This is a genomic window from Xenorhabdus griffiniae, from assembly GCF_037265215.1.
Lineage (GTDB): Bacteria > Pseudomonadota > Gammaproteobacteria > Enterobacterales > Enterobacteriaceae > Xenorhabdus > Xenorhabdus griffiniae.
Genome location: NZ_CP147737.1, coordinates 3,359,784 through 3,380,616, shown reverse-complemented (window position 1 = coordinate 3,380,616; position 20,833 = coordinate 3,359,784). Strand labels below are relative to the sequence as shown.

The window sequence follows — 20,833 nt, the reverse complement described above, 5'->3', positions numbered from 1 at the left end:
TGATCTGATTTCAGCATTAAGTTTTCATGCGGTGACTGCCAATTCAATGTTCATTCTCTCTTTTAATCAGAGCCATATTGAATGGACATTGAAATAAAATAATAAACGCCCCGCTGAACCAAATCAGTGGGGCGCATCATTGTACAAACTTTACTATTTATATGCTACTTAAGTGAAGAACTTTAAAAACGTGGGAAAATTTCATCGTCACTGAAAAAGTAAGCAATTTCACGACTTGCAGATTCAGGAGAGTCTGAACCGTGAACCGCATTTTCAGTAAAGCTGTCGGCATAATCTGCACGCAGAGTGCCAGCCAACGCATTATCAGGATTGGTAGCCCCCATTAGATCGCGGTGACGTTGAACGGCATTTTCACCTTCCAGAACCTGTACCATAATTGGGCCAGAGGTCATGAACGCCACCAAACCATCAAAGAAAGGGCGGCCTTTGTGTTCAGCATAAAAACCTTCCGCCTGTTCGCGCGTCAAATGCAACATTTTGGCGGCGATAATTTTAAACCCAGCACTTTCAAAGCGGGCATAAATAGAACCGATAGCATCTTTCTTCACTGCGTTGGGTTTAATAATGGAAAAAGTACGTTCAATTGTCATTGCGTAACCTCTTTGGCACTTTCAGCGATGATTCATTTTAATTTTTACGCCCCAAACAAAACTGAAGGGCTGCTCAACCCTGTATCTGACAGGGATAAAAATAGGCGTTGATTATAGGAGGAGAGTTTCTGCTTGCCTACAAAAAACATAACATTTTATTAAAACTTTCTTAGCGAAAATATCATTTTTTAGCATAAATCACATTTTTGCTTCGTTATATACGCATTAAACTTCAAGTTGCAATTTACAACACGATATGAAACCTGATTTCTCCCCGCTTCGCGGGAACATCTTGAAGTTAGATTGGTATACACGATGAAAATAATCATTTTATAAAATAATGCCCGTTCAGGCGATGAATTCCCAAACAGGCATACTGACCAGGATCATTGAATTCGTATTTTTCACTCAATGACAATTATAAAACCTTCTCTGTTACACATTGAATAAAAGGCTTAATTTCGTCAGCCCTTTCTTTGCTTATATCTTGTTTACTTTCATCAGAGACGATAAATTCTCCGGTGAACTTTTCTTTAGGATCTTGGGGGGGTTTATCTGACGTACCAATAATACTGATAGTATATTTGTGTCCCGTCGGTAATAGTCTGTACACTCTCTTGACGAAGAGATCCCTGTTGTCTATTCGTTATTGATGTATCAGCAAACAAAGCAGGTATATATACGCATTAAACTTCAAGTTGGATTGGTATAAAATGTACCCAACAGCAAAACATATGAAAAAATTTTCATCTTTTTTCCTCACTGTTCACGTTGAATTAATAATAACCACTATGCTATTGACTTGCTCTAATCGTCTTTGAATTCCAATGTTTCATGCTGAAGAAAATAGTGTCATCGTAAAGTTATTGATTAATAATCGGGATAGTATCACGCAACCAGCTACCTAATTTTCGCTGATAAAAGGGTTGGGTATGATGAATCAAGAAATGGCTGATGCCTCCTTCTTGTTCATCAAGCAGGCAAAAATCGACAGATTCCTCTTCATCAAGATATTTGCAAGCCAGTTCACCCGCTTCTTGAATTAACAAGTTAATTTCGTTTTCTGCCAGTGTCACACTGAGTTCCAAGCCAATTAATACATTGGGTTTTTCATCTATATTCTTATTATGGGCCATAATTAAAAAAGCCTGTCGAACAGGTTTATGTTGTTTAAATAATTCAATTAATGACTCAATAAGCTGAGTTGGCTGTTCTTCTGGCTGGCTTAGAGTAATGAGACTTCCGCCAGGAACCTCTATTTCAGTAGCGATAGATCCATTTAATAAGTTCATGAAAATCCCCGATGGTACTGTTTAAATTGAAGATAAGGTCATCGAAAAATTCAATAATAGCTCCCCATAAGAAGAGGAGCTATTAAGCAAGATATTTCAGTTTATTTCGCTTTTGTCAGCAATAAATTGGCAATGGTACGTACACCATATCCCGTTGCACCCGCCGCCCACTGTTCAACAGCGGATTTACGGTAAGTTGCTGAACAATCAATATGTACCCAACCTTTTTTGTAATTTTCAACAAAGTGCGACAAAAATGCTGCTGCGGTACTTGCTCCTGCCGAATGTGCCGGTGACGCAATGTTGTTCAGATCAGCAAAGTTGGATGGTAGCTGGTTACGATGGAATTCAGCCAGCGGTAAGCGCCAGAACAATTCATTTTCATTATTGGCCGCAGCCATTAAATCAGATACCAGTTGATCATCAAAACCCAATACTGAGTGGTAATCATTTCCTACTGCTGTTTTCGCTGCGCCAGTCAACGTAGCAGCATCAATAATAAGTTGTGCTTTTTCTGCACTAGCATCAATCAAACCATCAGCCAGAACCAGACGCCCTTCCGCATCCGTATTCATCACTTCAACCGTTTTACCATTGCGGTAGTGAATGATATCGCCCAATTTGAACGCATTACTACTCACCATATTATCTGCAATACTCAGGAACAGTTTTACACGATGTTTTAAGCCACGACTGATTGCCAGAGCCAGTGCTCCCGTTAATGTCGCTGATCCCCCCATATCTGATTTCATAGAGTCCATGAAATGGGAAGGTTTGATGCTGTATCCACCGGAATCGAAAGTAATGCCTTTACCAACCAGGCAGGCGAAGACAGGTGCTTTTGCATCTTTTGTTGGATTGAAGTCTAATGCCAGGAACACAGGATCACGAGAAGAGCCACGGCCGACAGTATATACCCCTGCATATCCCTGTTTACGCAACTCATCTCCTTTGATGATGCGATAACTAACGGCATCACCCGCTACTCCACGCAATAAATCAATAGCTCTCTGAGCAAGCTGGTCTGGCCCCAAATCTTCTGCTGGAAGGTTGATGGTATCACGCACCCAGTCAATGAATTTGATCCTTCTTTCTAGTTCCTGTTTTTCCACCGCAGGGAGTTGTGGCCATTCAATTGTGCGTAATCCTTTAGGTGAACGGAAGCCCAGCCAAAATGACCAACTTTTTTCCAGATCCCAGCCATCACCCACTAAAGCAATATGGCGAATTCCTTGTCCGTCAATTTTACGCCCAGCACGTTGAATTGCGCCCAGCTTGCCATTACCTTCCAAGTGGATTGTGATCCCTTGCTCATTTGAACTAATTAGTGCTTTTTCACCCCAGCAAGCGTTAGCTGGCTCATAAGACAGTGTTATAGGCATGATTTGTTTTGTCATTTTTTCTCACTTCTTATCTTATTTGTTCACTGTTACACAGTGAGGGTTTATAAAAAAACTGGCAATTGCCAGTTTTCCACTAAATACAGACTATGCCAAGCTATTGAGCAAGAATCGGTGAAATTACACGTTATTCATATTCGTCCAGCCACACCAACAAAATAGCTTCCAGTATTTTTTCGTTGGATTTCTGCGGATCGTCATCAAACCCTTCCAACTCACAAATCCATTCATGCATGTCGGTGAAACGCACTGTTTTTGGATCTAAATTAGGAAATTTATCATACAGTGCTTCGCCAATATCACGACTGTCAGACCATTTCATTTTCTGTTCTCCTGTCAGTGTTCGCGCGCATGGTTAATGGTGTATTTGGGGATTTCAACGACTAAATCCTCATCGGTAACTTTAGCCTGACAGCTCAAACGGCTTTCAGGCTCCAAACCCCATGCTTTATCCAACATGTCATCTTCCAGTTCAGAGCTTTCTTCCAGTGAGTCAAAGCCTTCCCTGACAATACAGTGACAAGTGGTACACGCACAGGATTTTTCACAGGCATGTTCAATCTCAATGCCATTACGTAATGCAACATCCAGAATGGATTCGCCTTCCTTCGCTTCCAAGACTGCCCCTTCAGGACAAAGTTCGTTATGAGGTAAAAATACAATTTTCGGCATATATTAAATCTCATCCACAGAATGACCCGCCAAAGCCCGGCGGATTGATGTATCCATACGGCGTGCTGCAAATTCTTGCGTTTGCTTGTCCAGTTGTTTTATTGCACTTTCAATTGCCTCAGGGGAGGTTCCCTGAGCACTTTCAATTAATACATGTGCAGCAGCATCAATTGCTGCCAGCTCTTCTTGATCCAGCAAATCCGCATCTTTTTCCAATGCACCGGTTAAACTTTCCAGCATTCGAGCGGCTTCTACTTTCTGTTCAGCTAATTTGCGGGCCTGAACATCTTCCTGTGCATTAGACATAGAATCTTTGAGCATATGGGCAATTTCTTCATCCGATAAACCGTAGGAAGGTTTCACCTGAATGGAAGCCTCAACACCCGTGGACTTTTCTAATGCACTGACACTTAGCAAGCCATCCGCATCGACCTGGAAGGTCACACGAATGTGTGCACCACCAGCCGGTAATGGCGGAAGACCACGCAGTGTGAAACGCGCCAGTGAACGGCAATCACTGACCAGTTCTCTCTCGCCTTGCACCACATGAATGCTCATCGCACTTTGACCATCTTTAAAAGTGGTAAATTCTTGCGCTTTAGCAACGGGAATGGTGGTATTGCGTGGAATGACTTTTTCAACCAACCCTCCCATTGTCTCCAGGCCAAGTGACAGCGGGATAACATCAAGTAACAGCATTTCGCTATCTGGTTTGTTACCCACCAGAATATCGGCCTGAATTGCAGCACCCACTGCGACAACTTTGTCTGGATCGATAGACGTTAATGGTTCGCGGTTAAAGAATTCTCCCACCATGCTGCGTACCAACGGCACGCGTGTTGAACCACCAACCATGACGACCTGCAAAACCTCGTCAATCGTTACGCCTGCATCTTTCAGCGCCCGACGGCAGGAGAGTAATGTGCGTTTAACTAAAGCGGCAATCAATTCGTTAAATTCGGTACGAGTAATGCTGCCCTGCCAGTTAGCTATATTGATTTCTGCGCTCTCAGCTTCACTCAAGGCAATTTTGGTTTGGGTAGCAACATCCAGCAATTGACGCTGTAATCCGTGGCCGTTATCACTGATCCCAGCCTGCTCACGTATCCAATTTGCTAACAACGAATCAAAATCGTCACCACCAAGAGCGGTATCTCCCCCCGTTGCCAGCACTTCAAACACGCCTCGGCTAAGGCGAAGAATAGAAATATCAAATGTTCCGCCGCCAAGATCGTAAACAGCGATTATCCCCTCCTGGCCGGAATCAAGACCATAAGCAATGGCTGCCGCAGTAGGTTCATTCAAGAGACGCAGAACATGCAAGCCCGCTAAACGAGCAGCATCTTTAGTGCCCTGACGCTGAGCATCGTCGAAATAAGCAGGCACTGTGATCACAACACCATCAAGTTTACCATCCAAGGTTTCTTCTGCCCGTTGCGCCAACGATTTCAATATTTCAGAAGAAACCTGAATAGGATCTACCAGCCCCGCCACAGTATTGATCAATGGCAAACCATTTTCACTGGCCTGAAGCTGATATGGCAGGTTAGGATAACGCTGTTGAATGTCAGCCAAAGAGCGTCCCATCATCCGCTTGACTGAACTGATTGTATTGGCAGGATCAGACGCAGCCTGTTGACGCGCCTGCCAACCAACTTGAATCTCTCCTTTACGATACTGTACAACAGAAGGAAGTAAGTGACGGTTATCACTGTCTGCCAATGTTTCCGCCTGACCGCTACGGACGGTCGCAACCAGAGAGTGAGTTGTGCCAAGATCAATCCCAGCAGCCAGACGGCGCTGGTGCGGTGCGGCAGATAAACCTGGTTCGCTGATTTGTAATAAAGCCATATGTGCCCCTATAAATCTATATCAGCCGAAATTTACTCAACTGAAATGCATTCAGCCAAAAATCCGCTAAAAATCATCCAACAACCGCTCTTCCAGTTGTTCAACCTGCTGTTGCAATTTATCCAGAAAGCGTAACTTACGGACGGTATCAGCTGCAATTGACCATTCGGCAGCATTGAGTTGCTGTTCCATCTGCTCACTGCGTGTTTTAATCATTTTATGCAAGCGAGAGGAAAAATCGTTCAAGGCTGTCTCTGAATCTGCGCGATGTTCAATGGCATCAAGCTCTTCACGCAATTCCAACTGCTGCATCAAAAAAGCCGTATCCTGCATCGTGTGCTGTTCGTTGGATAGATCAAACCCTTGTTGAGATAGCATGTATTCTGCGCGTTTCAGGGGATGTTTTAGTGTCTGATAACCATCATTAATGGTAGCAGCTTGTTGGAGTGCCAGCGCTTTTTCACGTTCTGGCTGGTTGGCAAAACGATCAGGATGAAACTGGCGTTGCAATTCCTGATAACGGGTCGCCAACTGTTCGCGATCAATCGCATAACGTGCAGGCAGCCCAAATAAAGCAAAATAGTCCATAAGTTACTCTTAGTTTCGCAAAATGCGGGGCAAAAAATGGGGTTAAACGTGGAAACTTTCTCCACAACCGCATTCGCTGGAAACATTGGGGTTGTTGAATTTAAAGCCTTCATTCAGACCTTCTTTAACGAAATCCAACTCAGTACCATCAAGATAAATGATGCTTTTACCGTCAACGATGACTTTCACGCCTTTATCTTCAAAAACCTGATCTTCTTCATTTACTGCATCAGCAAATTCAAGCACATATGCCATACCAGAGCAGCCGGATGTTCTCACTCCCAAGCGCAACCCGACACCTTTTCCTCGATTGGTCAGAAAAGCCAAAATACGTTGGGCTGCACTTTCTGTCAGGGAAATTGACATACAACACCTCACTTTAAAACTAGTAAAGGTGGATATTGCTACAATATCCACCAGAATTATGTTCTTTTTATGAAAAATTATTTGGCTTGGCGCTTGCTCTTGTAATCAGCAATAGCCGCTTTGATAGCATCTTCTGCCAAAATCGAGCAATGGATTTTCACTGGTGGCAGTTCTAATTCTTCAGCAATTTGCGTGTTTTTAATTGCCTCAGCCTGTTCCAACGATTTACCTTTCATCCATTCTGTTACCAAAGAACTGGATGCAATGGCCGAGCCGCAGCCATAGGTTTTGAAACGTGCGTCTTCAATGATACCTTCATCGTTGACTTTGATTTGCAGTCGCATGACGTCACCACAAGCGGGTGCTCCTACCATGCCACTACCCACTGTTGGATCTTCGTTATCGAATGAACCAACATTACGTGGGTTTTCATAGTGATCAATTACTTTGTCGCTGTAAGCCATATCGTTACTCCTGAAACCGTCTGATTAATGATGAGACCATTCGATGGTGCTAAGATCCACACCCTGCTTGAACATTTCCCACAATGGAGAAAGATCACGCAAGTGACCAATCGCGTTGTGGATCAGTTTGATTGCATAGTCTATTTCTTCTTCTGTGGTAAAACGCCCCAAAGAGAAACGAATAGAACTGTGCGCCAGTTCATCATTCATACCCAGTGCGCGCAGGACATAGGAAGGCTCCAGACTCGCTGAAGTACATGCCGAGCCAGAAGATACTGCCAGATCTTTCAATGACATCATCAATGACTCACCTTCAACATAGTTGAAGCTAACATTCAGAATGTGTGGCGCTCCCTGTTCCAAATCACCATTCAGGTAAACTTCTTCAATATCTTTAATACCGTTCCACAAACGCAGACGTAAACCACGCAGGCGTTCTGCTTCTGATTCCAGCTCTTCTTTCGCGATACGGTAAGCTTCACCCATGCCAACAATCTGGTGAACAGGCAATGTACCTGAACGCATACCGCGTTCATGACCACCACCATGTTGTTGAGCTTCAATGCGTACGCGAGGCTTACGACGAACATACAGCGCACCAATCCCCATCGGACCATAAAGCTTATGGGCAGAAAAGGACATCAAATCCACTTTTAGCTGGCTGAGATCGACAGGCACTTTACCAACACTTTGGGTTGCATCAACATGGAAAATAATGCCACGACTGCGGCATAATTCACCAATAGTCATGATATCCTGAACAATACCAATTTCGTTGTTAACGTGCATGATAGAAACCAGAATGGTGTCTTCACGCATGGTCGCTTCCAACTCTTTCAGATCAATCAGGCCATTGCTCATTGGCGCCAGATACGTGATCTCAAAACCTTCGCGCTCCAGCTGACGACAAGTATCTAAAACCGCTTTATGCTCAGTTTTGCTGGTGATAATGTGCTTGCCTTTCTTCTGATAAAATTTTGCAGCACCTTTAATTGCCAGGTTATCTGATTCTGTCGCACCTGAAGTGAACACAATTTCACGTGGATCCGCGCCAATCAAGTCAGCAATTTGATTGCGCGCAATATCAACCGCTTCTTCAGCCTGCCAACCAAAACGGTGTGAACGGGAAGCTGGGTTACCGAAGACGCCGTCAATAGTCAAATAATTCATCATCTTTTCAGCAACACGTGGATCAACTGGTGTTGTTGCTGAATAGTCCAAATAAATGGGTAATTTCATTGCTCACATGCTCCGTAAGACACTTTTAATACTTTTCATTGCCACACAAGTATTTGCCGCAAGTTACGCACGCAGATTAACGTTAATCGTCTCTTGAAGTCTGCCGTTAGGGCCAGGGGTACGACGCTTATCGCCGTCTTGACGATCAGCAACATCCAATACTTCTTGGTTATTCACTAATTCTTCTAAACTGATACTACTCAGGAAGCTCGTGATGCGATCACTGAGGTCACGCCACAAAGCATGAGTCAAACACCGATCGCCGCCTTGACAACCTTCTCGCCCCTGACAACGAGTGGCATCAACAGATTCATCAACAGCTGAAATCACTTCGGCAACGAAAATTTTACCGGCATCTCTGCCCAATAAATAGCCGCCACCTGGACCACGGACGCTAGAAACCAGACCATTTTTACGCAGGCGGGAAAACAACTGCTCAAGATAGGAAAGGGAAATCCCCTGACGTTCAGAAATATCGGCTAACGGCACCGGCCCTTCTTGTGAATGCAACGCCACATCTAACATGGCTGTTACCGCATAACGTCCTTTTGATGTCAGTCTCATAACAAAAACTCCGTGGTGAAATATGGGTGAAATTGTGGCATTCCTGAGTATTTTAGTCAACTATTTAACCGAGTAATTTACTCAACTATTATTTGACACTCTTTCACTTTTTCACTTACCTATCCCGCCTGTTTTCCGCTATTGTCCAGTTATCTATTATCCCGTTACATTGTATTTTCTAGCGACTGCTTCCTGTTACTTTCTGCTACAGTTTTTATCTGCATCAAACTTCAAATTGCAATTTACAACACGCTATGAAACCTGATTTTTCCCGACGAAGCGGGGAGAAACACACGTATCTTGAAGTTAGATTGGCATACTGTATCAATTTATTTTTTATCCCACTTTTCCATGGAAGTCAGTATACCACGCAGGATATTCAGCTCTTGAGTTTCTGGCCGGGCACGAGTGTAAAGACGTCTTAATTTATTCATTATCTGGCCCGGATGCGCTTTGCGAATAAAACCAGACTCTTTCAATACCTGTTCAAGATGCTGATAAAAACGCTCCATATCTTCAACAGGGGGATACTCTACTTCGTGCTCTGGAGACGTTGCTTCTTTTAACTCCTGAGCCGCAAGGTATGCCATGCGAATTTCATAGCTAACCAACTGAACCGCCATTGCTAAATTCAATGAACCATATTCTGGGTTAGTTGGGATATAAAGGTGATAATTACACTTTTGCAACTCTTCGTTAGTCAAGCCAACACGTTCACGGCCAAAGACAATAGCAACTGGTGAGTGGCTGGCGGTTTCGACACTGCGTTCACCACATTCACGTGGCTCAACCATCGGCCAGGATAGGGTTCGGGAACGGGCACTGGTGCCAATGACTAACTCACACCCGGCCAATGCTTCATCCAACGAATTCACAATCGTTGCATTGCCGATAACATCACTTGCACCGGCTGAAAGTGCGATAGCGTGAGAATCAGGTTGGACAAGCGGATTCACCAGATACAGGTTGGTCAATCCCATTGTTTTCATGGCCCTGGCGGTTGATCCCATGTTCCCCGTATGGGAGGTTTCTACCAGAATAATGCGGATATTCTCTAACATGACGGCTTTTAAATTCAGTATAAGAGCCGAACATCTTAACACAGCATTAGTCATTTTGACGAACTACTGCTATAATGCGCGCCAATTTATTTCCCGTTCTTTAAAATCCTAGTGGAAGATACCCCATGCATCCGATGCTAAACATCGCTATACGCGCTGCGCGTAAGGCCGGCAACTACATTGCCAAAAGCTACGAAACTCCTGATGCTGTTGAAGCAAGCCAAAAAGGCAGTAATGATTTCGTTACCAATGTTGATCGTGAAGCAGAGAAGCTGATCATTGACATCATCCGTAAATCTTACCCTAAGCATACGATTATCACCGAAGAAAGTGGTAATCACATAGGAGAAGAAGATGACTTCCAATGGGTTATCGATCCACTGGATGGCACCACCAACTTTATCAAACGTCTTCCCCATTTTGCTGTTTCCATTGCCGTACGCATTAAAGGCCGCACAGAAGTGTCTGTGGTTTACGATCCAATGCGCAATGAACTGTTCACCGCAACTCGTGGCCAAGGCGCTCAATTGAACGGTTATCGTCTGCGTGGCGCTAATGCCCGTGATCTGGATGGCACTATCCTTGCGACGGGTTTTCCATTCAAAGCTAAGCAGCACACTATCCCTTACATGAATGTGCTGGGTAAATTATTTGAACGCTGTGCAGATTTCCGTCGCACAGGTTCTGCAGCTCTGGATATGGCGTATGTCGCTGCTGGACGTGTCGATGGTTTCTTTGAAATTGGCTTAAAACCTTGGGATTTCCTGGGTGGTGAATTGCTGGTACGTGAATCAGGTTGTATTGTCACTGATTTCGTTGGTGGCCATAACTATGTCAGCTCTGGCAATATCGTTGCAGGTAGCCCACGTATCGTTAAAGACATTCTGTCTGAAATGCGTGAAGAATTGACTGAAGCATTGAAACGTTAATTCGTTATTATTGACTTCAAGGGCACCTATCAGGTGCCCTTTTTCTTATCTTCGTTTTTTTATTAGCGCGAAAGTGAATGGGCTTCAACTTTTGGTCTTAAGAACAGGGCCGGTAAAGCAACCAGCGCCATTACCCCAAATATGCCACTTCCTATCTGCTCATACATGAAGCCGGCAACCATACTCATGACAGCAATACCGCCCCCCATCGCTAAAGCAGAGTAAGTTGCTTGCAACCGGATAATTTCGTTTTCCTTTCTGGCGCCAATAAAACGCATTGCGGCCAAATGGCAAACGGTAAAAGTTCCACAATGCAGGATTTGAATAATAATCAACACCGGTAACTCGGTTGAGGTTCCCATAAGCCCCCAACGAACGACACCACAAATCCCCGACAACAATAGTAAATTACGGGCACTCCAACGACGGAATAATTGTTTACTAAAAGTAAAGACAACAACTTCAGCCACTACACCCAAGGACCAGAGATAACCAATGGTTGATGAGGAATAACCCGCTTGCTCCCAATAAATGGAACCAAAGCTGTAATATCCCGCATGGGCGGCCTGCAATAAAGTGACACAGAGTAAAAACCGCCACACTGATTTTTCAGATAAGAGTTCTTTAAAAGAAACAGCATTGGTATTGGCGGCTTTAATCTTACCTACTGGCATGATGGAGGGTTTCAACATCATACCCAGTAACATGGCTGTAACACTGAATAGCAAGAAAGCAAGAATGATATGGTGAGTACCAAATAACTCATGACCGATCCAATTATTCAAACGATCAAACGATATATTCCAGTCAAAATTCAGGCTACTGATTGAGAAATTTATCCCATTGGCAGACATCAATATGCCTGCCAACGAAGAACTAATAACAAATGCAATCGAACCCCAAACCCTTACCTTGCCATAATCAAACGTAAACTGCTTGTGCCATGTTCCCGCTAAAGCATCTGATAAGGGGACTAATGGTGAGAAGAATAAATTGAAACCAACCATGATAAAGAAAAGCCATGTCCAATGGCTACCAAATACAAAGCCAATGGCAAAAAGCAAGGCCAATAATGAGAGAAGACGTAATGCATTAATTAATTTAGCGGGGTTTTTTACCGTAGGAGAGATAACCAGACTGCCGACAAAGCGAGCTACCATTCCAACACCTAGCAAGATCCCTATCATTGAGGCATCAATGCCTTCACCTTTTAACCAGACAGACCAAAAAGGTAAGAATATACCGTAAGAGAAAAAATAGGTGAAATAACCCAGGCCCAACCAAAATGTCGATGGAACAACCATCCAAATGCCCCCGTTTTTGATACAAAAAACCCGCTCAAAACTGACGTTATGAGTCGGGTTTATTACTAAACTACATTTTATTTAAATTATGCGTAGACCGGATATTTTGCGCAGATATCTAATACCTTTTGCTTAACACTTTCAATGGTTGCTTCATCATTGATGTTATCCAGCACATCACACATCCAGCCAGCCAGTTCACGGGATTCTGCTTCCTTGAAGCCACGGCGGGTAATTGCAGGCGTGCCGATACGGATACCAGAGGTGACGAATGGGCTGCGTGGATCATTAGGTACGCTGTTTTTGTTCACGGTGATATTGGCACGTCCCAAGGCCGCATCAGCATCTTTACCCGTAATGTCTTTGTCCACCAGATCCAGCAAGAACAAATGGTTTTCGGTTTCTCCAGAAACCACTTTGTAACCGCGTTGCAGGAATACTTCTACCATCACTTTCGCATTCTTGGCAACTTGGTGTTGGTAGGCTTTGAATTCAGGCTCCATCGCTTCTTTCAATGCAACTGCCTTACCAGCAATAACATGCATTAACGGCCCACCCTGGGAACCAGGGAAAACAGAGGAATTCAGTTTCTTGTAAAACTCTTCATCACCCCCCTTCGCCAAAATCAAGCCACCACGTGGGCCAGCCAATGTTTTGTGCGTTGTGGTTGTGACAACATGTGCATGAGGAACTGGGTTTGGATACACCCCTGCGGCAACCAGACCTGCTACGTGAGCCATGTCAACGAACAGATAAGCACCGATTTCATCCGCAATTTCACGCATCTTCGCCCAATCGACAACACCAGAATAGGCAGAAAAGCCGCCGATGATCATTTTAGGCTGATGTTTTTGCGCTTGATTACGAATATCGTCGTAATCGATTTTGCCATTTTCATCAATACCATAAGGCACGATATTATAAAGTTTGCCAGAGAAGTTAACTGGGGAGCCGTGAGTCAGATGGCCACCGTGCACCAGATTCATCCCTAAAACCGTATCGCCGGGTTTTAGCAGTGTCATATACACCGCAGCATTTGCCTGAGAACCAGAGTGTGGCTGGACATTAGCATAATCTGCGCCAAACAATGCTTTGGCGCGGTCAATCGCAAGCTGCTCAACCACATCAACATACTCACAGCCACCGTAGTAACGTTTACCCGGGTAACCTTCCGCATACTTGTTAGTCAGCTGAGAGCCTTGTGCCTGCATTACTCTTGGGCTGGTGTAGTTTTCAGAAGCAATCAATTCAATGTGTTCTTCTTGACGACAAACTTCCTGTTCCATCGCTTGCCACAGTTCGGGATCGTAATTCGCAATATTCATTTCACGCTTTAACATTGGGTTCTCCTGACTCAGCTACATCTCTAAAAAAATACCCCTGAGGGCCAGAATGGCACACAGTGTAAACTCTTTTTATCGAATGAGATAGTCTTGACAAAATAAATTACGCAAACGTTTGCACTTCATCCTGGTAACCCATTAGAAACTAAATAACCTACTGTTTCGCTAATGATTATGGATTTATTACTGAGATTTGTGATCCTGGTCGTGATCCACGTTAATTTAAATTCTATTTTTTTGACTTAAGGAAAGATAATTATCTTTTCTCAATCTGATACATTCCCAAACCCTATAAGTTGCATTTAAAATGCAATTTATAGATTTCAGCATTATGTGAGAAAAATTCAGGAGATCCCCATGCTAGATAGTCAGGTTATCGCAACCATAAAATCGACCATTCCATTAATTGTTTCCACAGGCCCTAAGCTAACTGCGCATTTTTACGAGCGCATGTTCAAGCATAACCCTGAATTAAAAGATATTTTTAATATGAGTCATCAGATCAACGGTGACCAGCGGGAAGCGCTTTTCAATGCTCTTTGTGCTTATGCTGGCAATATCGATAATCTGTCAGCACTCTTACCTGCCGTAGAAAAAATCGCCCATAAACATGCCAGCCTCAGTATTCAACCTGAGCATTATCAAATTGTAGGTAAGCACCTGCTGGCAACGATTGATGAAATGTTTCATCCTGGTGACGAAGTTCTCAACGCCTGGGGAGAAGCTTACAACGTATTAGCTAATGTCTTTATCAATCGAGAAGAGGAAATTTATCAAAGCGGTGAATCCCTGGAAGGAGGTTGGCGTGATCTACGTCAGTTTCGTGTTAGCCGGAAACAACCACAAAGTGATGTTATCACTAGCTTTGAGTTTTCGCCTGTTGATGGTGGCAAGGTTATGGATTATAAACCAGGGCAATACTTGGCAATCTATGTAGAAGATCCCACATTTGACAACCGTGAAATCCGCCAATATTCACTGACTGCCGCGCCAAACGGAACCAGTTACCAAATTGCCGTCAAGCGTGAACCTCAGGGCAAAATTTCAAACCATCTGCACGATAAGGTACAGGAAGGGGATATTGTGATGCTGGCTGCACCACACGGTGATTTCTTCCTTGATGTGCAACCTGATATGCCAGTTACACTGATTTCTGCCGGAGTTGGTTTGACACCGATGATGAGTATGCTGCAAGCCCTACATAACCAACATCATATTGGCGCAGTAAATTGGTTCCACGCCGCAGAGCATGGCGGCCATCATGCTTTCGCCAATAAGGTGAATGAAATTTCCCAATCTATGCCTAATTTGTATGCACAAGTTTGGTATCGTGAACCCAGAGATATAGATCAGAAAGGCATACATTACCAGCATATTGGGCTGATGGATCTATCGCTCGTGAAGGATGCAATAGCAGTGGAAGGGATGCAATTCTATTTCTGTGGTCCTGTGGCTTTCATGCAACATATCGCCAAGCAATTGCTGGCAATGGGTATTGATGAACAACATATCCATTATGAATGTTTCGGCCCGCATAAAGTCATTTAGTACGGTTTTCTAATACACCCGAATTCTGGATAAAAAGTTGAACTAAAAGCCTGTTCCAGGATCAATATTTTTGACTAATAAAATGTCGATCTAAAAAAGAACAGGCTATGGACAAATTAGTTGAAGTTTTTGTGATGTCGATGATTTTTGCCATTTTAGTAAAATAATTTATACCAATCTAATTTCAAGATACGTGTGATTTCTCTCCGCTAAGCGGGGAAATCCGGTTTTATATCGTGTTGTAAATTACAACTTGAAGTTTAATGCGTATAAACTAAATTATTTTACTTATGATTTGATTATTTTAAAAAAATGTTACCGCATTCACATAATCATAAATATTAGCGTTTATTCCTATTGTTATTTTTAGCAAAATTCATAGTCTTTTAACGCTGTTAAAAAACTATAGTTGCATGTATTGCAAAGGAAAAACCATATTATGAAAATTAAGGCTCTTGTTGCAGTCGCTGTTTCTGCTGCACTTCTGACAGGTTGTAAGAATATTGATCAGGGAATGCTGGCTCATTCTGGAATGCAATTATTCCAGGCAGCAACACTAAGTGATTCTGATGTCAAACAGTTATCTAACCAAGCATGTAAGGATATGGATGCACAGAATAAAATTGCGCCGGCATCCAGCCAATACACTAAACGTCTGAACAAAATCGCCAAAGCATTAGGTAGCGAAGTTAACGGTACATCAGTTAACTATAAAGTTTATCTGACTAAGGATGTGAATGCATGGGCAATGGCTAATGGTTGTGTGCGTGTATACAGCGGCCTGATGGATATGATGAACGACAACGAAGTCGAAGGTGTTCTGGGCCATGAAATGGGTCACGTTGCACTGGGTCACACCCGTAAAGCAATGCAGGTTGCTTATGCGACCGTTGCTGCACGTACCGCAGCGGCATCAGCCGGTGGTGTCGCCGCACAACTGAGCGATTCTCAGCTCGCAGCTCTGGGTCAAAAGCTGATCAACTCACAGTTCTCACAACATCAGGAAAGTCAGGCTGATGACTTCTCTTATGATCTGATGAAAAAACGCAATATCAAAACTGAAGGTTTAGCAACCAGCTTCGAGAAACTGGCTAAACTGGGCAGCGGTGAAACCAGCATGTTTGATTCACACCCACCGTCACAGGAACGTGCTCAACACGTTCGCGATCGTATCGCCGCAGATAAGAAATAATAAAGATAAGTGATAACGGCTAGAACCGACATGTCATCTCCCATTATGGGTATGGGCTAACCGGTAATATTGCCGTTATCACTTTTTTCAGATGATTTTAGTGACTTGATTAAATCGCTTCTTCGTCCTGCTCACCGGTACGGATACGTACAACACGGGCAACATCGAAAACAAAAATTTTGCCATCGCCAATTTTGCCTGTTTGTGCAACCTGCATGATTGTTTCGACGCAGGTATCAACAATATCATCCGGTACGATAATTTCTATTTTTACCTTTGGCAGAAAATCCACCATATATTCTGCGCCGCGATACAGTTCAGTATGCCCTTTCTGACGGCCAAACCCTTTCACTTCTGTCACCGTCATACCAGTGATACCCACTTCAGCCAGCGCTTCACGCACATCATCCAGCTTGAAAGGTTTGATAATTGCATCAATCTTTTTCATCAAGTTTTCCTGTAATTACCAATTGTTACGCCCGAAACCAGATGTAATCGGGTAGCGCCGATCTTTACCAAAATCACGCGGCGTAATGCGTGGGCCAATAGGTGCCTGGCGACGTTTATATTCATTAATATCAACCAGTCGGATCACCTTGCGTACAATGGCTTCATCAAAACCTTCGGATACCAGATCAGCCACTGATTTATCTTTTTCAACATACCCTTCGAGAATCGCATCCAGAATGTCATAGGGAGGGAGGCTGTCCTGATCCAGTTGATTTGGTGCCAACTCCGCTGACGGTGGGCGATCAATCACACGCTGAGGGATTGCCGGAGATACGGTATTACGATATTTAGCCAATGCAAATACCATCGTTTTAGGAACATCTTTCAATGCATTAAAGCCACCCGCCATATCGCCGTACAGGGTTGAGTACCCTACTGCCGATTCACTTTTGTTACTGGTGGTCAATACCAGGCGACGACGCTTGTTAGACATTGCCATTAAAATCACTGCACGGCAACGTGCCTGTAAATTCTCTTCTGTCGTATCTTTTTCTGTTCCCGCAAACATGGGGTCAAGCTGTGCCATAAACGCATCAAACATGGGTTCGATGGAAACAACGTCAAATTCAACCCCCAGCAATTCTGCTTGTTCTCTGGCATCGTGGATACTTATTTCTGAGGTATAGCGGAATGGCATCATGACCGCCTGCACGTGATCTTTACCCAAAGCATCCACAGCAATTGCCAATGTCAACCCTGAATCAATCCCACCTGACAAACCAAGCAAAGCGCCTTTAAAACCGTTCTTTTGCACATAATCACGTACAGAAAGCACTAACGCCTTATAAATTTGCGCCAAAGGAGGCAATTGAGGGATCGGATTTGCCATAGGTTCAATGTTCATTTCATTGAAACGACATTGTTCAACCTGTTCCTCAAATGCCGCCATGCGATGGGTTATTTCACCATTGGCATCAAAGACCTTAGAACAACCATCAAAGATAAGCTGATCTTGCCCCCCCACCTGATTAAGATAAATAATTGGCAAATGAGTACGCTGGCAGTGGGATTTAATTAATGTACTACGGATATTCGGTTTTTCACGATTATAAGGAGAAGCATTAATCGACAAGACGATTTCTGCCCCCGCCTGTTTCAAGGCATCAATGGGGGCATCAAACCACAAATCTTCACAAATCAACAAACCAAGGTTATAACCCTTGAATGGGATAACACAGTTTTGATCACCCGCGTCGAAATAACGCTCTTCATCAAAAACGCCATAGTTTGGCAATAACTGTTTGAAGTAACGAGCCACAATTTCCCCTCGCCAAAACAGGGAAAGTGCGTTGAAAAGTTTGCCATCCTGTTGCCACGGATGCCCTACCAAGATACCAACCTGAGCGCTTGCCTGTTGCAAACGTACCAATTGTTCATGGCAACGCTGATGTAAATCAGAACGGAATAACAAATCTTCAGGAAAATAGCCAGACAGCGCCAGCTCAGAAAACATAACCAGATCAGCGCCTTTTGCCTGCTGCTCCCGAACTGTCTGCAACATACGTTCGCTGTTACCTTCAATGTCTCCTACCAACCAATTTAACTGGGCAAGAGCGATATTAAGAGTACGACTCATAGAATGCGGCTCTCCTGGGCCATAAATCATCTATCCGCTTTACTGGGTCTTAGCAGCAAAGCAATTTATTTCTACTCAGTGTAAGAATTTCTGCGGGAGCAGAAAAGTTATTCCTTAAAATCGTTAGCATCCAGCTCGTGGCGTGCCAGCAATTTATAAAACTCTGTCCGGTTCCGCCCTGCCATACGAGCGGCATGGGTCACATTACCTTTGGTTATCTGCAACAATTTACGCAGGTAATTCAGCTCAAACTGACCACGGGCTTCCACGAATGTCGGCAATGCCGTATTTTCCCCTTCCAATGCCTGAGTAACCAGAGCATCACTGATGACCGGAGCCATCGTCAATGCCACACACTGTTCGATGACATTAACCAATTGACGAACATTGCCCGGCCAACTTGCTGCCATCAGGCATTTCATGGCCGTAGTGGAAAAACTGCGCACAAAAGGCTTATGGCGTTTGGCAGCGTCACGTAACAGATGATTAGCCAATAGAGGGATATCTTCTGCGCGTTCGTTCAAGGCAGGAATTTTCAAATTAACAACGTTCAATCGATAATAGAGATCTTCCCGAAACTCATTACGTTGCATGGCCTTAGGCAGATCACGGTGGGTTGCCGAAATAATTCTGACATCAATGTCGATATCCCGATTACTCCCCAATGGACGGATCTTGCGCTCCTGTAGCACTCGCAAAAGTTTAACTTGCAACGCCATCGGCATATCGCCGATTTCATCAAGGAATAATGTTCCTCCTTGCGCCGCTAAAAATAACCCTTCCCGACTGCTGACCGCGCCTGTAAACGCGCCTTTGGCATGACCAAATAATTCAGATTCAAGTAATTGCTCAGGTAAGGCGCCACAGTTAATAGCAATAAAAGGCTTCTTCGCTCTGGGACTTGCCCGATGAATAGCTTGCGCCAATACCTCTTTACCGGTTCCGCTTTGCCCATTAATCAGAACACTCACATCGGATTGAGCCACCATCTTTGCCTGTTCCAGCAAACGCAACATCAAAGGGCTTCGGGTAACAATTTTCTCGCTCCATTGCCCATCAATGGCTGGCGTTGAGAGTTCCAGCGCATCATCAATCGCTTTATAAAGTGCGTCACGATCAACAGGCTTGGTCAGAAAACTAAATACACCTTGCTGCGTTGCTGCCACCGCATCAGGAATAGAACCATGCGCAGTCAGAATAATGACCGGCATACCGGGATGCTGTTTCTGGATCTCAGCAAACAGTGCCATACCATCCATTTCATCCATGCGTAAGTCACTGATCACTAAATCTACTTTTTCTCTCGCCAGTATGCGTAACGCTTCATGACCACTCTCTGCGGTCGTGACACGAAAGCCTTCACTGGTCAAACGCATTCCCAATAGTTTTAACAAGCCGGGATCATCATCAACTAAAAGAAGATGGGCGGAATTGCGTACTGTCATTATTATTCAGCTCCTTTTTCTTCTAATTTTTCTTCTGAAGGATTGGCTTCCGCTTTAGTATCCGCGTTTGTGGCGGGTTTCTCTTTCAGTTCTGCTTTATTATCCGGTGACGTGTTCGTATTAGGAGTAGCAACGCTACTTTGTTCTTGTTTACGGGAGGAAAGTTGGCGTTCAATATCGGTTAAATTTTCGAGTTTGCGGGACATTGAATGAAGCTCATATTCTAAACGTGCTCGTGTTTCTTTCAGACGATCAATTTTGTTATCACTGTCAAACTGGAAGCGCTGGAATTTGGCTCTTTCTTCAGCAAGATTAATTTTCAGATATTGCTGCTCACGCCACAGTTGAAGTAATGGCCGTAAACCGATAGGAAATTGTGCACTATACTGATTAAAGTTTTCCACCGTTTTCCGGCGTTCAGCTAATACAGAAGTCGCCCTGCCAATTAAAATACTTTGCTTAAGCACTTGCTGCCAATCAGTCGGCGTCTCTGGAGCAAACCGTTTCGCCGTCTCACGAGCTTCTGACGAAGTCAACCGATCCGTACAATCGATAAATCTCAACCAATAAAGTCCGTTTTCCATCGCCGCAGGCTTTGTGATATCCCAGATTACATCACAATCCTTAAGACGATAATCGGTAACATTTTGTTCTGGCAGGATAGACTGCGCCAGGGTTGTCAAATTGTCTGAACCACTCGTTTTAACGCATCCTGCCAGCAAATAGGGAACGCACAATAGCAATATCGCCCGCAAGCGCAGGGCCGAAGCACGTACCAAGATAGATGGCCTGACCACCATTTTTTTCATTGGGTTAGTCACAATATTTTGCTGTTCCGTCTCCGTCATAAAGCGGTAAGTAAACCTGTTATACATATT

At 43.9% G+C, this 20,833-nt stretch carries 21 protein-coding genes; 3 read left to right on the top strand and 18 right to left on the bottom strand.

Annotated features, from left to right (window positions below):
- Window positions 1–182 precede the first annotated feature (182 nt).
- From ndk to trmJ, 12 genes are all read right to left on the bottom strand, one after another.
- Window positions 183–611, bottom strand: a complete 429-nt coding sequence (gene ndk / locus WDV75_RS14885) for a nucleoside-diphosphate kinase (protein WP_273559463.1) — start codon at window positions 609–611, stop codon at window positions 183–185.
- An 863-nt stretch (window positions 612–1,474) separates the two neighbouring features.
- The gene (locus WDV75_RS14880) at window positions 1,475–1,903 is read right to left on the bottom strand and encodes an enhanced serine sensitivity protein SseB C-terminal domain-containing protein (RefSeq protein WP_273559461.1); all 429 of its coding nucleotides are present in this window, start codon (window positions 1,901–1,903) and stop codon (window positions 1,475–1,477) included.
- A 101-nt stretch (window positions 1,904–2,004) separates the two neighbouring features.
- Window positions 2,005–3,300: an aminopeptidase PepB gene (gene pepB / locus WDV75_RS14875; RefSeq protein WP_273559459.1), complete on the bottom strand. Its 1,296-nt coding sequence runs from the start codon at window positions 3,298–3,300 to the stop codon at window positions 2,005–2,007.
- A gap of 130 nt (window positions 3,301–3,430) precedes the next feature.
- Entirely contained in the window at window positions 3,431–3,625 is a 195-nt protein-coding gene (iscX, locus tag WDV75_RS14870) for a Fe-S cluster assembly protein IscX (RefSeq protein WP_273559457.1), read from the bottom strand.
- Window positions 3,626–3,639: 14 nt separating this feature from the next.
- Window positions 3,640–3,975 carry an ISC system 2Fe-2S type ferredoxin gene (gene fdx, locus WDV75_RS14865; protein WP_074023187.1) on the bottom strand — a complete coding sequence of 112 codons (336 nt, stop codon included), beginning with the start codon at window positions 3,973–3,975 and terminating at the stop codon, window positions 3,640–3,642.
- A 3-nt stretch (window positions 3,976–3,978) separates the two neighbouring features.
- Complete coding sequence (gene hscA, locus WDV75_RS14860; RefSeq protein ID WP_273559454.1) at window positions 3,979–5,826, bottom strand: Fe-S protein assembly chaperone HscA; 1,848 nt, start codon at window positions 5,824–5,826, stop codon at window positions 3,979–3,981.
- A gap of 66 nt (window positions 5,827–5,892) precedes the next feature.
- Entirely contained in the window at window positions 5,893–6,414 is a 522-nt protein-coding gene (hscB, locus tag WDV75_RS14855; protein ID WP_273559452.1) for a co-chaperone HscB, read from the bottom strand.
- Between the two features lie 42 nt (window positions 6,415–6,456).
- Complete coding sequence (gene iscA, locus WDV75_RS14850; protein WP_273559450.1) at window positions 6,457–6,780, bottom strand: iron-sulfur cluster assembly protein IscA; 324 nt, start codon at window positions 6,778–6,780, stop codon at window positions 6,457–6,459.
- A 77-nt stretch (window positions 6,781–6,857) separates the two neighbouring features.
- On the bottom strand, window positions 6,858–7,244 hold the full coding sequence (gene iscU / locus WDV75_RS14845; protein ID WP_074019771.1) for a Fe-S cluster assembly scaffold IscU: 387 nt from the start codon (window positions 7,242–7,244) through the stop codon (window positions 6,858–6,860).
- Window positions 7,245–7,268: 24 nt separating this feature from the next.
- The gene (locus WDV75_RS14840; RefSeq protein WP_189759905.1) at window positions 7,269–8,483 is read right to left on the bottom strand and encodes an IscS subfamily cysteine desulfurase; all 1,215 of its coding nucleotides are present in this window, start codon (window positions 8,481–8,483) and stop codon (window positions 7,269–7,271) included.
- Window positions 8,484–8,546: 63 nt separating this feature from the next.
- Window positions 8,547–9,047 (bottom strand): Fe-S cluster assembly transcriptional regulator IscR, encoded by a 501-nt coding sequence (iscR, locus tag WDV75_RS14835; RefSeq protein WP_099132109.1) that lies wholly within the window; start codon window positions 9,045–9,047, stop codon window positions 8,547–8,549.
- Window positions 9,048–9,376: 329 nt separating this feature from the next.
- A complete protein-coding gene (gene trmJ, locus WDV75_RS14830) occupies window positions 9,377–10,108 on the bottom strand; it encodes a tRNA (cytosine(32)/uridine(32)-2'-O)-methyltransferase TrmJ (protein ID WP_273559448.1) in 732 nt (243 codons plus the stop codon).
- A gap of 125 nt (window positions 10,109–10,233) precedes the next feature.
- Between trmJ and suhB the strand changes: the two genes are divergently transcribed.
- Complete coding sequence (gene suhB / locus WDV75_RS14825) at window positions 10,234–11,037, top strand: inositol-1-monophosphatase (protein ID WP_273559446.1); 804 nt, start codon at window positions 10,234–10,236, stop codon at window positions 11,035–11,037.
- Window positions 11,038–11,099: 62 nt separating this feature from the next.
- Here suhB and WDV75_RS14820 read toward each other — a convergent pair whose 3' ends face one another.
- The gene (locus WDV75_RS14820) at window positions 11,100–12,341 is read right to left on the bottom strand and encodes a 3-phenylpropionate MFS transporter (protein ID WP_273559444.1); all 1,242 of its coding nucleotides are present in this window, start codon (window positions 12,339–12,341) and stop codon (window positions 11,100–11,102) included.
- An 86-nt stretch (window positions 12,342–12,427) separates the two neighbouring features.
- Window positions 12,428–13,681, bottom strand: a complete 1,254-nt coding sequence (glyA, locus tag WDV75_RS14815; RefSeq protein ID WP_273559442.1) for a serine hydroxymethyltransferase — start codon at window positions 13,679–13,681, stop codon at window positions 12,428–12,430.
- A 360-nt stretch (window positions 13,682–14,041) separates the two neighbouring features.
- On the opposite strand from glyA, the gene hmpA reads away from it, so the two are divergent.
- Entirely contained in the window at window positions 14,042–15,232 is a 1,191-nt protein-coding gene (gene hmpA, locus WDV75_RS14810) for an NO-inducible flavohemoprotein (RefSeq protein WP_273559440.1), read from the top strand.
- A 439-nt stretch (window positions 15,233–15,671) separates the two neighbouring features.
- Window positions 15,672–16,424, top strand: coding sequence for a M48 family metalloprotease (locus tag WDV75_RS14805; RefSeq protein WP_273559438.1), 753 nt, complete (start codon window positions 15,672–15,674; stop codon window positions 16,422–16,424).
- 109 nt (window positions 16,425–16,533) lie between these two features.
- Here WDV75_RS14805 and glnB read toward each other — a convergent pair whose 3' ends face one another.
- The 4 genes from glnB to qseG form a co-directional block, all read right to left on the bottom strand.
- The gene (gene glnB, locus WDV75_RS14800) at window positions 16,534–16,872 is read right to left on the bottom strand and encodes a nitrogen regulatory protein P-II (protein WP_010847155.1); all 339 of its coding nucleotides are present in this window, start codon (window positions 16,870–16,872) and stop codon (window positions 16,534–16,536) included.
- 15 nt (window positions 16,873–16,887) lie between these two features.
- On the bottom strand, window positions 16,888–18,510 hold the full coding sequence (locus WDV75_RS14795) for an NAD+ synthase (protein WP_273559432.1): 1,623 nt from the start codon (window positions 18,508–18,510) through the stop codon (window positions 16,888–16,890).
- Between the two features lie 107 nt (window positions 18,511–18,617).
- Window positions 18,618–19,955, bottom strand: a complete 1,338-nt coding sequence (gene glrR, locus WDV75_RS14790; RefSeq protein ID WP_273559430.1) for a two-component system response regulator GlrR — start codon at window positions 19,953–19,955, stop codon at window positions 18,618–18,620.
- Between the two features lie 2 nt (window positions 19,956–19,957).
- Complete coding sequence (qseG, locus tag WDV75_RS14785) at window positions 19,958–20,830, bottom strand: two-component system QseEF-associated lipoprotein QseG (RefSeq protein WP_273559428.1); 873 nt, start codon at window positions 20,828–20,830, stop codon at window positions 19,958–19,960.
- Window positions 20,831–20,833 lie beyond the last annotated feature (3 nt).